Source organism: Micromonospora sp. NPDC047134 (genome assembly GCF_040643455.1).
Lineage (GTDB): Bacteria > Actinomycetota > Actinomycetes > Mycobacteriales > Micromonosporaceae > Micromonospora.
Genome location: NZ_JBEYUI010000001.1, coordinates 198932 through 213091 on the forward strand (window position 1 = coordinate 198932; position 14160 = coordinate 213091).

The window sequence follows — 14160 nt, forward strand, 5'->3', positions numbered from 1 at the left end:
CGCCGCCATGCATCACGCAACCGAACAGGTCCTGGTCAACCTCGCCCTCTACGACGGCATCGACGACCACCTCCAGTCCGACCGGGGCGTCTGGATCGGCGCCGACGGGATGATCCGCGCCGTCGGCCCGGTCGACGAGGTGCTCGCCGAGGCCGGCGACGTCCGGGTGGTCGACCTCGGCGGTGACGTGGTGATGCCCGGCCTGACCAACATGCACGTGCACCTCTCCCTGGGCCTGCCCGGTCACCTGGCCGACGAGGTGCACCGGTCCAACCTGGCCGAACTGGTGCTGCTGATGGCCGACTCGGCGCGGCGCACCCTGCACGCCGGGGTCACCACCGTCCGGCTGGTCGGCGAGGGCCGCTACGCCGACTTCGCGCTGCGTAAGGGCATCGAGGCCGGTGCGGTGGACGGTCCCCGGATCTTCACCGCCGGGCACGCACTCTGCTGCACCGGGGGCCACGGCTGGGAGGCCGACGCCCTGGAGGCCGACGGGGCCGACGGGTTCCGCAAACTGACCCGAGCCCAGATCCGGGCCGGCGCCGACCTGATCAAGGTGTGCATCTCCGGCGGCATCGCCGGCCAGTACGAGGCCATCGACACCCCGCAACTGCTCGACGACGAGATGGCCGCCGTCATCCAGGTCGCCCACGACTGGGGCCGCAAGGTCACCGCGCACGCCGGCCCGGCCGACACCGTACGCCGGGCGGTCCAACTGGGCCTGGACTGCGTCGAGCACGGCTACGAGCTGACCGACGAGGTCACCCGGCTGATGGCCGAACGCGACGTCTGGTACGTCCCGACCATCGTGGTCAGCCGCTGCGAACAGTTCTTCCGCGACTCCGGGGTGCCCGGCTGGCTGATGGAGCGGGCCCTGGGGGCCGGCCCTCGGCACTGGGAGAGCCTGCAACACGCCATCCGCAACGGGGTGCCGATCGCCCTGGGCAGCGACATGCCGCCGCACGCCGGCTACGACGAGACCACCGCCACCGTGCGGGAGTTGGAGTTCATGGTGGAGGCCGGGATGCCGGTCGCGGACGCCCTGAAGGCCGCCACCATCCGCCCCGCCCAGTGGCTCGACGCCGACGACCGGCTGGGCAGCCTCACCGCCGGCAAACACGCCGACCTGCTGGTGCTGCGCGACGACCCGACCCGGTCGGTGTCCGCCCTGCGTACCCTGCACACGGTCATGAAGGGCGGGGTCGTCTACCGCGACGACCACGGCCGTACCCGGACATCCCGATGACCGCCGTCGGTGCGGTCGCCGACGACTACCTGGCCGCGCTGGCCCACCTGGACCCGCAGGCCGCCGAGGCGGCCGGGGGCACCCCGGAGTCGCAGTTGGCGGACCTCTCCCCGGAGGCCTTCGAGGCCCGCGCGGCGCTGGCCCGGCGGACCGCCGCCGCGTTGACCACGGCGACCGCCCAGGACCCGGCGCAGCGGGCCCTGGCCGGTGCCCTGGCCGAGCGGCTGGACAGCGAGATCGCCCTGCACGAGGCCGGTTTCACCACCCGGCTGCTGGCCCCCCTGGCCACCCCGGTCCACCTGGCCCGGCAGGTCTTCGACAACCTGCCCCGGAACACCGCCGCCGACTGGGCCGACCTCGCCGCCCACCTGCACCGGCTCCCCACCACTTTGGACCAGTACGCCGCCACCCTGCGCCACTGCGCCCAGCGCGGCCACCTGGCCGCCCGACGGCAGGTGCGGGTGGTCGCCGAGCAGTGTGCCGACTGGACCGCCACGGACTTCTACGGTCGCCTGATCGCCGGCTACCCCGGCGGCCCGCTGGCCGACCGGCTAGGCGAAGGGGCCCGCCGGGCCACCGCCGCCACCGAGGGGTTCGCCGCCTTCCTGCGCACCGAACTGGCCCCGATGGCCTCCGATGTGGACGGTGTCGGCCGGGAGCTGTACGAGGTGACCTCCCGCGCCTTCCTCGGTGCCACGGTCGACCTCGACGAGCTGTACGCGTACGGCTGGGAGGAGCTGGCGCGCACCGAGGCCGAACTGCACGCCGCGGCGGCCGACTGCGGCTACCCGGACCCGGTCACGGCCCGCACCGCCCTGGACGCCGACCCCGCCGGGCGGGTACCGGTCGGACCGCTGCTGGAACAGTGGCTGCGCAAGCGCACCGCTCTGCTCACCGACCAGCTCGACGGCACCCACTTCGACATCCCGGCGGCCACCCGCCAGGTCGAGTGCCGGATCAGCCCGGCCGCCTCCGGGGTCATGTACTACACCCCGCCGGACGCCCACCTGACCCGCCCGGGTGCCATCTGGTGGTCCGTGCCCCCGGGCCAGTCCAGCGTGCCGGTGTGGCGGCATGTAGGGACCCTCTGCCACGAAGGGCTGCCCGGTCACCACCTGCAACACGCCATCACCCTGACCACCGCCGAGCTGCATCCCTGGCAGCGCCACCTGTGCCAGGTGCACGGGTACGCCGAGGGCTGGGCCCACTACGCCGAACGCCTCGCCGACGAACTGGGCCTCTTCGCCGGCCCCGGTGAACGCCTCGGCATGCTCGACGGGCAGATGTGGCGGGCCGCCCGGGTCGTCATCGACCTCGGTCTGCACCTGGACCTGCCGATCCCGGCCGGCAACGGATTCACCGACGCCGACCGGTGGACCCCGGCCGTGGCCGTGGACCTGCTGACCCGGGTAGCCGGGCTGGATCCCGCGACCGCCCGCTTCGAGGTCGACCGGTACCTGGGCTGGCCGGCCCAGGCCCTGGCCTTCAAGGTGGGGGCCCGGCTGTGGCAGCAGACCCGCCGGGACGCCGAACGTCGCGCCGGTGCCGCCTTCGACCGCAAACGGTTCCACCACACCGCCCTGGCGCTCGGGCCGATGGGCCTGGACCCCCTGCGCGCCCGCCTGGCCGAGACCCTGCCCCCGCGACCCGAGCCGGAAGTGACCCGATGAGCATCGACGAACTGACCAGCACCATCAGCGACATGTACCGGTCCCTGGGCGACCGGCCCGCCTTCGACGCCCACCTGCACCCCGAGCTGACCATCTGGGAATCCGACGCCGAGGACCTGCTGACCGGCCTGGCCGCCCTGGACGACCTGCGGGACTCCCGGGCCGCCGCCGCCATCGGCCCGGCCCCGACCAGCGTGGCGCCGGAGCAGATGCAGGCCGAGAGCTGGGGCGACACCGGCCTGGTCCGGTACCTGCTGCGGGCCCGCTTCGGCGAGGGCCGCCCGGACACCTGCTTCCGGGTCACCGACGTACTGCGCCGCGACGACACCGGCTGGCGCATCGTGCACCACCACGCGGAGGCGATCCGATGAGCACCGAGGAAGAACCCACCACCCAGGTGTACGACCTGCGGGTCGTGGTCGAACGGATCGAGGGCCGCTCGGTGTGCGGCATGAAGGTCGGCGACCACATCGACCTGACCGAATCCAGCCGGCTGAGCCTCCCCGAAGGCCAACACTTCTGCATGTACGCGCTGGCCGCCTGCCTGCCGCTGCTGCCCGCCAAGCAGCGGGCCCTGGCCGAGGGGGACTGGATGGCCCAGGACAGCCATGTGGCCTGCCCGGACCCCGAGGAGCGGCTCATCATGCGCATCGAACGCACCGACCTGCGGCAGATCCCCACCGAGGAGTTGACGTGACCGGCGAGCACCTGGTCGGCATCGGCCTACAGTCGGACAAGTCCGCCGACGAGTACGCCGAACTCGCCGAGTTGACCGAACAGCACGGCTTCGACGTGCTGTCGGTCTTCGGTGACCTGATGTACCAGCCGCCGGTCTTCCCGCTGCTGGTGGCCGCCCGGCACACCCGCCGGATCCGGCTCGGCGCGGCCTGCCTCAACCCGTTCACCCTGCACCCCGTGGAGATCGCCGGTCAGGTGGCCGCCCTGGACCTGGCCTCCCACGGCCGGGCCTACCTGGGCCTGGCCCGGGGCACCTGGCTCCAGGAGGTCGGGGTCACACAGGCCCGGCCGCTGCGACGCATCGCCGAGACGGTGCAGATCGTCCGGCGGCTGCTGGCCGGTGACGACAGCGGTTTCCAGGGTCGGGAGTTCACCCTGGCCCCGGGCACCGCCCTGCGCTACACCCCGGCCCGTCCCGACGTGCCGGTGCTGGTCGGCACCTGGGGGCAGCAGACCGCCCGATCCGCAGCCGGATACGCCGCCGAGGTCAAGGTCGGTGGTTCGGCGAACCCGGCCATGGCCAAGACGATGCGGGCCTGGCTGGACGAGGCGGCCGGTCACCGCACCGGGGTGGTGCTGGGCGCGGTGACCGTGGTCGACCTGGACGGGGAACTGGCCCGGCGGGTGGCCCGCACCGAGGTGGCCATGTATCTCGCGGTGGTCGCCGCCCTGGACCCCACCGTCGAGGTGGACCCGGAACTGCTGGCCCGGATCCAGGAGCATGTGGCCCGCCGGGAGGACGCCGAGGCAGGTGCCCTTATCGGCGACGACCTGCTCGACCTGTTCGCCTTCTCCGGCACCCCTGAACAGGTTGCCGCGCAGGCGGCAGCGGTGTTCGACGCGGGGGCGAGTCGGGTCGAGTTCGGCACCCCGCACGGACTCACCCCGCGTACCGGGATCGACCTGCTCGGCCGGCGGGTGCTGCCGCTGCTGCGCGGCTGACCAGCGCCACCCGGAACGGCCCAGCTCGCATCGGGAAGGGTCGCCGCCCGCGTCGGCCCGGTGCGTTGCCACCGGCGGGCGGGCTTGGGATGCTGACCGCATGTCCTCCCTGCCGACGACGTCCGTCGATGACGTGCGTGACCAGCCGATCCGGCCGCAGTTCGAGGTCTTCCTCGACCAGCACCGCGCCGCGCTGAACGCCTGCCTGGACGGGCTCACCGAGGAGCAGGCCCGCCGCTCGCTGGTGCCCTCCCGCACCACCCTGCTGGGCCTGGTGAAACACGCGACCTTCGTCGAACAGGTCTGGTTCGACGAGGCGATCACCGGCCGCTCGCGCGCCGAGATCGGCATCCCGGCGACCCCGGACGAGTCCTTCGTCCTCGCCGACACCGACACCATCGCCGACGTGCAACGCCGGCATCGGCAGGTCTGTGAGCAGTCCCGCCGGGCCACCGCGCCGCTCGACCTGGACGACCTGGTGTACGGCAACCGGCGCGGCCCGCTGCCGTTGCGCTGGGTGTACCTGCATGTGCTGCGGGAGTTGGCCCAGCACTGCGGGCACGCCGACATCCTGCGCGAACAGATCCTGGCCGAGTGATCCGGCCGGGCACCAAGCGACGTCAGCGGCGCAGGGCGTAGAAACCGCGCCAGGGTGCCCCACCACCCCACAGTCGGTAGCCGCCGATCAACGCCAGCAGGTAGGCGGCGGTGGCCGGACCGGCCAGCAGCCAACCGCCTCCGGCCAGGACGGTCAACGCCAGCAGAATCGCCAGGTGTCTGCCCGTCGGCTCGGCGAGGCCGAACAGGTGCAGCTCGACCGGGCTCAGCGCACAGTCGCGGGGCGGCCGGGCCCGGGCGGTGCTCGCCGGCCAGAGCCGCCCCACCCCGGCGACGTCGACCAGGTACATCCGCCGCAACCCTGGGCAGCGGCGCAGCTCGACGCTCAGCGGCAGCTGCGCACCGCCGGCCGGGTCACCGGCCAGCCGGCGCACCAGCCGACGATCCCAGACGATCCGCTGGTACCAGATCCGGTCCTCGTCGCGTAGTTCGAGCCAGAACGATGTCGGCTCGATGCCCCAGTGCCGTTGCGCCACCATGACCCAAGCCTCGGCCGGTCGACCACGACGCCACGCGCCGAGCAGCCAGCGCCCGAGCCGCCACGTCCACGCCCAGGCCAACACGTACCCGGGCAGCAGCACCAGATGGACGAGCACCTCCCGCCCTCGTGATTCGATCTCGAAGAACTCGGGATAGGCCGGCATCACCTCGTACGGCTGAGCCGGGTCGTACCGCACCGGCACCTGGCCGCCCTCCCGGTAGCTGTCCGGGTCCACCGGCTTCCACCGCACCCGCCATTCGGCTCCGGTGGCGTCGTGGTAGGCGACCTCGATCCGGTCCTCCGCGCCGAGCCGGGCCCCGGTGACCGTGCCCAGGGCCTGCCCGGTCAACGACGCCACCTCCTGGCGCTCCCACTCCATCAGGTGCCACACCGTGCCGGCGATGGTCAGCACCAGCAGCAGCCAGCCGATCAGCACCTTCCCGACGGTGAGGTTCGCCCGCTTCGGTGCGTCGACGATCGACACCGGTGGCGGCGCTGCGGCTGCCGGGGCCGACGGCGCGAGGACGTGTTCCCACTCGATGAGGAACGCGCGGGCCCGTGCGGAGATCGCCGCGAGTTCGGGATCGACCGGCGGCGTCGCCACCTCGCGCTCGATTCGCAGGGCGGAACGCAGGGAGTAGACGCCGATCCCGAGGAAGAGGACGGTGAACCCGGTTCCCCACATCCAGAACCGGCCGTCGGTGTGCAGAGTGTCCGCCGTAGGGCTGCTGACCCGTCCCGTCACCGTCACACCGTCTTCGAGGGGGTCGCCGTGGCGGGGCGTGAGCTTCACCGCGTCGATGCGGACGGCGCCGTCGGCGGAGACGAACGGCCCGGAACAGGTCCACTGGGGTCCGTCCTCGGTGTCGGCGTACACGCAGTCCTCGACGGTCACCGCACCGGCCACCCCGCCGTACGTCGCCCGCAACGAGTCGACCGCGAGGACGGCCATCCAGATCGCGACACCGAAGATGACCGTGACGCACGAGAGCATCAACCAGTGGTGCAGCTCGAACGCGGGCATCCGGCGCAACGGCCCTCCCCGATCGTCGTCTCGTCGCATGGCGACAGGGTGATCCGACACTGTAGGCGAGCCCGGCGAGCGACCCGAGCGCCGATAGTCTCGACGGATGACCGATACGGCTACAGCGCAGGCCGCGAAGCTGCTCGGCCGGGCCCGACGGGTGGTGGTCTTCACCGGCGCGGGCATGTCCGCCGAGAGCGGGGTGCCGACCTTCCGCGACGCCCTCACCGGCCTGTGGCAGCGCTACGACCCCCAGGAGTTGGCCACCCCGGAGGCCTTCGAGGCCGACCCGGCCCTCGTCTGGGGCTGGTACGAGTGGCGGCGCGCGATCGTCGCGCGGGCCCAACCGCACCCGGGGCACCTGGCCGTGGCCGCGATCGAGGCCCACGTCCCGCACACTCTGCTGGTCACCCAGAACGTGGACGATCTGCACGAGCGGGCCGGCTCCACCGACCCGCTGCACCTGCACGGCAGCCTGTTCGCGTCCCGCTGCTCCGCCTGCGCCCATCCGGCACCGACACCCCCGGCAGATGATCCGACCGAGGGACGCCGGCTGCCCCCGCCGCGCTGCGACCGCTGTTCGGCGCCGGTCCGACCCGGGGTGGTGTGGTTCGGTGAGGGGTTGCCGCAGTCGGCCCTGGAAGCCGCCGCCGAGGCCGCCGCCTCCTGCGAGGTACTGCTGACCGTCGGCACCTCCGGCCTGGTCTATCCGGCCGCGGAGATCCCGCACGTCGCGGCCCGCTCCGGCGCCACGGTCATCCAGATCAATCCCGAACCGACCCCACTGGACCCGGTGTGCGAGATCAACCTGCGTGGCCCGGCCGCCCGGGTGCTTCCCGCCCTGGTCGAGGCCGCCTGGGGCGACGCCGGGTGACTACGGGCGTTCGACCCGGACCGGGTCACCGCGTACCAGCCGGTCGTGCAGCTGCCACCGCGCGGTGGTGGCGTCGCGTACCGCGCTCTCGTCCCGGTCCGCGAGCCGCTGCCGCAGCAACCGCAGTGCGATCCGGCGGTTGAGGCTGAACTGCCGCTCGGTGTCGACCACGACCACCAACCCGGTCGGGCGGTGGGTCGCCCGTACCGCCGTGCTGGCCTTGTTCCGGTGCTGACCACCGGGCCCGCCGGTGCGGCAGGCGACGACCTCCACCTCGGACTCCTCGAAGGAGGTGGCCTCCGTGTCCGCCGGGCAGGGCTGGGCGGTCACGTACCAGTTCTTCCGACCGACCCCGGCCCGGTACGGGCTGGGGGCCTGCCAGCACAACGTGCCGGTCCAGGAGGCGGTGAAGCCCTCGGCACCCGCGCCGTCGATCTCCACCAGCACCGAGCGGTAGGTGCCGGGCCGGTCACCGGCCACCGTGTCGATGCGGTGTACCCCTAGCCGCCGCCGTGCGGCCTCGGCTTCCAGGCGTCGCAGCAGCTGGGCCAGCGCCCAGGCGCATTCCTGCGGGCCGCGTCCGGCCGACAACAGCAGGCGTACCCTCATCGCCGGCCCCGCCGCCGTCGCTCGTCGCGCCGCGACCCGACCGCCAGGTCGGCCGTCTTGTACGTGACCAGGGGAATGGTGGTCGCGATCGGGGTGGCCAACCGGTGCGTGACCAGGTCCGCGATCACCTGCTCGATCCGTTTGTACGCCCCCGGCGCCTCCTCGAAGAGCAGTTGGCGGTCGCCACACACCACCAGGGACCCCACCGGGGTACGCCGAAGCTCCTCGACGGTGTGCTTGGCCCGCCCCCGACGCAGCGCGTCGGCCCGGGACATCTTCCGCCCGGCACCGTGCGCCACCGAGTAGTTCGCCTCCGGACCGGCATGTGCCGCCACCAGATAGGAGGGGGTACCCCGGGTGCCGGCGATCAGCACGTCCCGGCCGTCACCCGGTGCCGCACCCTTGCGGTGCAGGTAGCCGCCGTCGCGTACCTCCACCAGGTTGTGGCACTGGTCCACGATCGGCTCGCTCGGCGCGGCACCCAGGGCGTACGCGACCCGGGCGGCCAACAGCCGACGGTTCAGCGCACCCCACCGTACGGCCTCGTCGTGCCGGGCCAGGTAGGCCTGCGGATCCGGGGCCGGGCCCGCGCCGTGCCCTTCGGTGTGCTCCCGCAGGATCCGCTCGCCCAGCCCTCGGGAACCGGAGTGCACGACGAGCACCAGGTCATCGGCGGCCAACCCGAGCCGACCAGCGTGGGTGGGGTCGAGCACCGTCCCGATCCGGGCCAGCTCGACGAAGTGGTTGCCCCGGCCCACCGTGCCCAGGCCCTCGAGGTGGCCGGCGGGTATCTCGCCGGTCAGCACCGTCCAGGCCGGATGGTCGGCGTCCAGGTCGGGATGCAGCGGCCGGTCCAGGTCGGGGAACCGGGCGGCCAACTTCTCCGGTACGGGTCGCTTGAGCCGGATCGGGAACACCCCGATGCCGCAGCCGATGTCGGATCCGACGAGGAACGGATACAGCACGCGAGACGTCATCGCGGCCCCGATCGGGGCGCCCTTACCCGGATGCAGATCGGGCATGGCGGCGACGTGGATCATGCCGTCGAGGGCGGCGACCTGACGGCACTGGGTGTGGGCGTCGGACTCGATCCAACTGGTGGGTGAGGCGAAGACGCTGATCGTGGCGGGGGCGGAGGCGGGCAGCGTCGACTGCCGCAGGTGCAGCTCAGACAAGGAGTTCTCTCCCGAGGAGAATGAGGAGGCACGGACGGTGGGTGAGGGCACGAGGGGGCGCGCGGAGGGGTCTCGGCGCGGCGGGGTGCGATCCGTCAGTACGTCATGCGCCCACCCTGGCGCAGCCCACCGCCCCGGGCAACCGGTTTTAAGGTGCCGCCGCGCGGAGCGCGGAAAAAGTCAGCCCCGGCCGCTACTCTCACGCCTCGTGACGTCGCAGTTGAACGAGATGCCCGCCGACCTGCTGGAACTGTTCCCGGACGATGCTCCGCGAACCCTCGCCGTGCCGCTGCCGCCCGGCCAGACCGTACGCGGCAGCGAGGGTGTCGACGATCGGCCGGTGTTGTGGATGAGCGAGGAGCCGGCACCGGCCGGGCTGTGGTCGCGCCTGCACGCCGCACATCAGGACTCCGGGTTGTGGCCGGTGCTGCTGGACGGGCTCGGCGGTGACATGTCCCGCCCCTGGACAGACGGTGAGCTCTGGCCCGCGGCCTCCACCCCCGACCAGCATGACGTCGAGGGGGTGCTCACCGACCGGTGGGCCGCGCTGACCGACGACGACTCGCCGCCCCCGGCCGATGAGGATTCCCTCACCGCCCCGTACGGCCGGACCTGGCCGGGCCTGGCCCCGGCGCTGCCGTCCCGGGTGGGGGTGCGACAGCACGCCGACCACTGGGCCGAGCAACTGTCGCAGGCCCAGCCGGAGATGCATCTCGGACTGGTCGCCGCGCCGCGCGGCAGCGACGTGTTGGCCACCCTCGGGTGGCACGGCGCGATCAACCACATCGGGGTCGCCGAACTGTGCGCGGTGCTGCGCAGCTGGGAGGACCGCTTCGGGGTGCGAGTGATCGGGGTCGGCTTCGCCGAGCTGTACCTCAGCGTCGCCGCGCCGCCTAGCAACCTGGACGAAGCGCTGCCCATCGCCGCCGAACACTTCGCCTTCTGCCCGGACAACATCCTGCAAGGGCAGCGTCCGTACACTCTCGCCGCCTACGCGGAGCGTCTCGTCGACGCCCCGACCTGGGCCTTCTGGTGGGACTGAGCCCCCTGCTCAGACCTGCGGCTTCGGCGGCCGGCGGGCGGTCAGGGTGACCAGAGGCGCGACGTGGGCGGTGGTCCGGTCGCAGACTCCCACCTAGCTCCTCGTCACGCTATGGATAAAGCGGTATAGGGCGATGTGTTTACGCCATTCTCCGCACGGTCCTAATCTGCGGCTGCCGGTGGTGCCGGCGTTTCCCTACCCGGTAGGAGAAGACGTTGCGAGTAACTACGGTGTTGCGTGCCTGCACGGCACTGGCCCTGACCCTCGTCGCCGTGGTCGCCGTGCCGACCACCGCTCCCGCTACCACCCCGGTGGCTTCCGCCCTGGCGGTGCCGGACATCTCGCTGACCAACACCAAGGCGCACATTCAGCAGTTCCAGACGATCGCGAACAACAACGGCGGCAACCGACGCGCCACCGGCGCCGGCTACACCGCCTCGGTGACCTACGTCTACAACAGACTGGCCGCCGCCGGGTTCACCGTTACCCGACAGAACTGCACCTCCGGCTGCACCAGCGGCGCCGGTCCTAACGTGATCGCCGACTGGCCGGGTGGTGGGGACCCGAACAGCATCTACATGTTCGGCGCCCACCTGGACGGGGTGTCGGCCGGTCCCGGCATCAACGACAACGCCTCCGGCTCGGCGACCCTGCTGGAGATCGCCCTGACCCTCGCGGCGACCAATCCGAGCCTGACCAGCCGGGTCCGGTTCGCCTTCTGGACCGACGAGGAGCAGGGCCTCAACGGGTCCCGGTTCTACGCCAACTCCCTGTCCAGCACGGAACGGGCGAAGATCAAGGCCTACTTCAACTTCGACATGGTCGGTTCCGTCAACGGCGGCTACTTCATCAACCGGATCACCTCCGTGCCCGGCCAGACCCTGAAGGCGTACTACGACTCCATCGGGGTGCCGACCGAGGAGAACACCGAAGGCGCCGGCCGTTCCGACGACGCCCCCTTCAACGCGATCGGGGTGCAGACCTCCGGGGTGGCGGCGGGCGCCTCCCGGGTGAAGACCGCCGCGGAGGTGACCAAGTGGGGCGGCACCCAGAGCGCCTTCGACCCCTGCTACCACCGGTCCTGCGACACGTACCCGAGCAACATCTCCGACACTGTGCTCAACCGGGCCGGTGACGCCGCCGCGTACGCCCTCTGGACCCTGGCCGCCGGCACCCCGGCGACGACGGTCTGGTCGGACACCTTCGAGACCTCCACCGGCTGGACCACCAACCCGGCCGGCACCGACACCGCCACCAGTGGAAACTGGGAGCGCGGCGTGCCGCAGGCCACCAACTCCAGCGGCGCCAAGCAACTCACCGCCCTCTCCGGCACGAACAGCCTGGTCACCGGCCGACTGGCCGGCACCTCCGCCGGCGACCACGACATCGACGGCGGTACGACCAGCGTCCGCTCACCCGCCATCACCCTGCCCGCCACCGGCCCGCTGACCCTGAAGATGTCCTGGTACCTGGCCCACGGCAGCAACGCCACCAGCGCCGACTACTTCCGGGTCTCCGTGATCCACAACGCCGGCACCACCCCCCTCTTCACCCAGTCCGCCACCGCCACCAACCGCAACGCCACCTGGACCTCAAGCAGTTGGAGCCTGACCCCCTATCCCGGCCAAACTGTAAGAATCCTCATCGAAGCCGCCGACGCGGGCACCGCCAGCCTGGTAGAGGCCGCCGTAGACGACGTCACCATCACCCAGGGCTAACCCTCGCGTCGACATCCGCTAGCACCATCTCCGTTGATCATGAGGTTGGCGGCAGCGTGGATCAACGACTGCCGTCAACCTCATGATCAACCATTGCGGGCGGGGGGTGGGGGTGGGAGAGGGTGGGAGAGGTGTTGGTGGGTCAGGCGCCAGGTGCCAGCGCGGCGGGTGAAGATTCGGGTGCCGCGGGACCAGGTTTCCGTGCTTTCGCCGTCGGGCGGGGTTACTCGTATGCGGTTGAGGCCCCAGGAGACGGCCAGGTCGCCGGCTATCAGGATGGTCTGGTTGGGGATCTCCCAGGTCACCTTGCCGTCGGCGGCGGCGTCCAGACCGGCCTGGCAGACCTCACGTACCGCTGGTGCGCCCACGTATTGCAAGGGGCCGTCGTGTTCGTACGACACGATGTCGGGGGCGATGGGCTCCATCAGGGCGTCGAGGTCCTGGGCGGCGGTCGCGGCGAACCACCGCTGGTGCAGTTCGCGTAGCTCCCGTTCGTCGGCGGCCGGGTCCCGCACGGCGGTGTCGAGCGGGAAGGAATGGTGCTCGTGGGTCACCACCCAGCGCCCGTCCTGACGGCGCAGACCCAGCGTGAGGCGTAGTCGCCGGTCAGGCGCCGCGGCGAGGTCCGCCGCCGTGCCGCAGCGCAGCAGGGCGTACGCGAACGCCACCTCGCCGCCGGCCGTGACCTCCAACGACTCGATCTCGAACGAGGCGCCCTGGGCCTGCCAGCGGAAGAACGGCGGCCAGCTCTGCCGGTAGGCGGCCAGCCCTCGTACCCCCTGCTGCGGCGGCGGCACGTCGAACATCACGATGTCCTCGGCGTGGTCGGCCAGCACGGCATCGAGGTCGCCGCGGTGCACCGCGGCGACCCAGCGTTCGATCAGGGTGCGGATCTGTTCCTCGTCAGTCGCCATGATCGGTCCTTCCGGGTCGTTCGGGGTCCGTCACCCCTACAACCCGGGCCGGGCGGCAAACTCATCGCACCCCGGCTGGCTCGCCGTCGAGTCGGGCCGGCAGCCCGTAGCGTGGGAAAGCGGCGTCGAGGAATGAGACCACCTCGGCGATCCGGGCGCCGCGCAGCGTGAGCAGGTCCAGACCCGCCGGCAGGTAGGCGCCCTGGGCTTCGTCCCAGCGGTACGTGCCGAACGCCAGCTGCCCGTTGGCCCGGCCCGGCAGGAAACGCCAGCGGTACGAACCCACCACCTCGACGAGGAAACCTCGGATCGCCGGCCGGCCCTCGTACCAGACCCGCAGTGGCGGCATCGAGTACCGCGCGTCGTCGGTCAACATCGCCACGATGGCCTCGACGTCACCGGCCTCCCAGGCCGCCGCGTACCGGAGGGCCAACTCCCGCTGTCCCGCGTCGCCGAGCGCCCCCAGGGTCCGTTGCTGGGTCTGCTCGGGCAGCAGACCGGTGAGGACCGCGCGGGCCCGCTGCAAGGCGCTGTTGACCGCCGCGACTGTGGTGCCCAGCAGGTCGGCGGCCTCCCTGGCCGAATAGCCGAGCACCTCGCGCAGCAGCAGCACCGCCCGCTGCCGGGCCGACAGATGCTGCAACGCGGCGACGAACGCCAGCTCCAGGCTCTCCCGGGCGATCATCCGGGTCTCCGGGCCGAGCTGCTCGGTCCACCCCATCAACCGCTGGGGGTACGGCTCCAACCACGCCAGCTCGGCCGGCGCCGCGGCGTCCGGTCGAAGGTCGGTGGGCAACTCCCGGCGCCCCCGCCGCTCGATCAGGGTCAACGCCCGATTCGTGGCGATCCTGTAGAGCCAGGGCCGGATCGATCCATGGTCATCCTGGAACCGGGCGAGGTTCCGCCAGGCTCGATCCAGGGTGTCCTGGACGGCGTCCTCGGCGTCGTGCAGGGACCCGAGCATCCGGTAGCAGTGGGCGCGCAACTCCTCGCGCAGCGGCCCGACCAGCCGCCCGAACGCCTCCCCGTCGCCCGCCCGCGCCGCGTCGAGCAGTTCCCCGTACCCCTGCTTGCGCTCCATCATCGGCAGGCTACGCCGACCCTGACCC

At 72.0% G+C, this 14160-nt stretch carries 14 protein-coding genes; 9 read left to right on the forward strand and 5 right to left on the reverse strand.

Features of this window, described 5'->3' with window-relative positions:
- The first annotated feature begins 7 nt into the window (after window positions 1–7).
- The 6 genes from ABZ795_RS00725 to ABZ795_RS00750 all read left to right on the forward strand — a co-directional run bounded on the left by ABZ795_RS00725 (window position 8) and on the right by ABZ795_RS00750 (window position 5194).
- Entirely contained in the window at window positions 8–1246 is a 1239-nt protein-coding gene (locus tag ABZ795_RS00725; protein ID WP_357527690.1) for an amidohydrolase family protein, read from the forward strand.
- Window positions 1243–2916, forward strand: coding sequence for a DUF885 domain-containing protein (locus ABZ795_RS00730; RefSeq protein ID WP_357527692.1), 1674 nt, complete (start codon window positions 1243–1245; stop codon window positions 2914–2916). Before ABZ795_RS00725 ends, ABZ795_RS00730 begins: the two co-directional genes overlap by 4 nt.
- On the forward strand, window positions 2913–3287 hold the full coding sequence (locus tag ABZ795_RS00735; RefSeq protein ID WP_357527694.1) for a nuclear transport factor 2 family protein: 375 nt from the start codon (window positions 2913–2915) through the stop codon (window positions 3285–3287). Before ABZ795_RS00730 ends, ABZ795_RS00735 begins: the two co-directional genes overlap by 4 nt.
- A complete protein-coding gene (locus ABZ795_RS00740) occupies window positions 3284–3613 on the forward strand; it encodes a TIGR04076 family protein (protein ID WP_357527696.1) in 330 nt (109 codons plus the stop codon). The genes ABZ795_RS00735 and ABZ795_RS00740 overlap by 4 nt, the downstream gene beginning before the upstream one ends.
- A complete protein-coding gene (locus tag ABZ795_RS00745; RefSeq protein ID WP_357527698.1) occupies window positions 3610–4596 on the forward strand; it encodes an LLM class flavin-dependent oxidoreductase in 987 nt (328 codons plus the stop codon). The genes ABZ795_RS00740 and ABZ795_RS00745 overlap by 4 nt, the downstream gene beginning before the upstream one ends.
- Window positions 4597–4696: 100 nt before the next feature.
- Window positions 4697–5194: a DinB family protein gene (locus ABZ795_RS00750; RefSeq protein WP_357527700.1), complete on the forward strand. Its 498-nt coding sequence runs from the start codon at window positions 4697–4699 to the stop codon at window positions 5192–5194.
- 22 nt (window positions 5195–5216) lie between these two features.
- Here the strand turns inward: ABZ795_RS00750 and ABZ795_RS00755 are convergent, their stop codons facing one another.
- Window positions 5217–6758 (reverse strand): DUF3592 domain-containing protein, encoded by a 1542-nt coding sequence (locus tag ABZ795_RS00755; protein WP_357527702.1) that lies wholly within the window; start codon window positions 6756–6758, stop codon window positions 5217–5219.
- Between the two features lie 67 nt (window positions 6759–6825).
- Between ABZ795_RS00755 and ABZ795_RS00760 the strand changes: the two genes are divergently transcribed.
- Window positions 6826–7593 carry an NAD-dependent deacylase gene (locus ABZ795_RS00760; RefSeq protein WP_357527704.1) on the forward strand — a complete coding sequence of 256 codons (768 nt, stop codon included), beginning with the start codon at window positions 6826–6828 and terminating at the stop codon, window positions 7591–7593.
- On the opposite strand, the gene prfH is transcribed toward ABZ795_RS00760, so the two are convergent.
- Both prfH and ABZ795_RS00770 read right to left on the reverse strand, forming a co-directional pair.
- Window positions 7594–8202: a peptide chain release factor H gene (gene prfH, locus ABZ795_RS00765; RefSeq protein ID WP_357527706.1), complete on the reverse strand. Its 609-nt coding sequence runs from the start codon at window positions 8200–8202 to the stop codon at window positions 7594–7596.
- Window positions 8199–9377: an RNA ligase RtcB family protein gene (locus ABZ795_RS00770; RefSeq protein WP_357527708.1), complete on the reverse strand. Its 1179-nt coding sequence runs from the start codon at window positions 9375–9377 to the stop codon at window positions 8199–8201. Before ABZ795_RS00770 ends, prfH begins: the two co-directional genes overlap by 4 nt.
- A gap of 208 nt (window positions 9378–9585) precedes the next feature.
- On the opposite strand from ABZ795_RS00770, the gene ABZ795_RS00775 reads away from it, so the two are divergent.
- Window positions 9586–10419: a DUF4253 domain-containing protein gene (locus ABZ795_RS00775; protein ID WP_357527710.1), complete on the forward strand. Its 834-nt coding sequence runs from the start codon at window positions 9586–9588 to the stop codon at window positions 10417–10419.
- A gap of 215 nt (window positions 10420–10634) precedes the next feature.
- A complete protein-coding gene (locus ABZ795_RS00780; RefSeq protein WP_357527712.1) occupies window positions 10635–12137 on the forward strand; it encodes a M20/M25/M40 family metallo-hydrolase in 1503 nt (500 codons plus the stop codon).
- 86 nt (window positions 12138–12223) lie between these two features.
- Here ABZ795_RS00780 and ABZ795_RS00785 read toward each other — a convergent pair whose 3' ends face one another.
- Window positions 12224–13051 carry an SgcJ/EcaC family oxidoreductase gene (locus ABZ795_RS00785; protein WP_357527714.1) on the reverse strand — a complete coding sequence of 276 codons (828 nt, stop codon included), beginning with the start codon at window positions 13049–13051 and terminating at the stop codon, window positions 12224–12226.
- A gap of 61 nt (window positions 13052–13112) precedes the next feature.
- Window positions 13113–14132, reverse strand: coding sequence for a sigma-70 family RNA polymerase sigma factor (locus tag ABZ795_RS00790; RefSeq protein ID WP_357527716.1), 1020 nt, complete (start codon window positions 14130–14132; stop codon window positions 13113–13115).
- Between the last annotated feature and the right edge of the window lie 28 nt (window positions 14133–14160).

Excerpts from the sequence above, each read along its gene's own strand:
- ABZ795_RS00725 (WP_357527690.1), top strand. The coding sequence starts at position 8 with ATGCATCACGCAACCGAACAGGTCCTGGTCAACCTCGCCCTCTACGAC.
- ABZ795_RS00730 (WP_357527692.1), top strand. The coding sequence starts at position 1,243 with ATGACCGCCGTCGGTGCGGTCGCCGACGACTACCTGGCCGCGCTGGCC.
- ABZ795_RS00735 (WP_357527694.1), top strand. The coding sequence starts at position 2,913 with ATGAGCATCGACGAACTGACCAGCACCATCAGCGACATGTACCGGTCC.
- ABZ795_RS00740 (WP_357527696.1), top strand. The coding sequence starts at position 3,284 with ATGAGCACCGAGGAAGAACCCACCACCCAGGTGTACGACCTGCGGGTC.
- ABZ795_RS00750 (WP_357527700.1), top strand. The coding sequence starts at position 4,697 with ATGTCCTCCCTGCCGACGACGTCCGTCGATGACGTGCGTGACCAGCCG.
- ABZ795_RS00755 (WP_357527702.1), bottom strand. The coding sequence starts at position 6,758 with ATGCGACGAGACGACGATCGGGGAGGGCCGTTGCGCCGGATGCCCGCG.
- ABZ795_RS00760 (WP_357527704.1), top strand. The coding sequence starts at position 6,826 with ATGACCGATACGGCTACAGCGCAGGCCGCGAAGCTGCTCGGCCGGGCC.
- prfH (WP_357527706.1), bottom strand. The coding sequence starts at position 8,202 with ATGAGGGTACGCCTGCTGTTGTCGGCCGGACGCGGCCCGCAGGAATGC.
- ABZ795_RS00785 (WP_357527714.1), bottom strand. The coding sequence starts at position 13,051 with ATGGCGACTGACGAGGAACAGATCCGCACCCTGATCGAACGCTGGGTC.
- ABZ795_RS00790 (WP_357527716.1), bottom strand. The coding sequence starts at position 14,132 with ATGGAGCGCAAGCAGGGGTACGGGGAACTGCTCGACGCGGCGCGGGCG.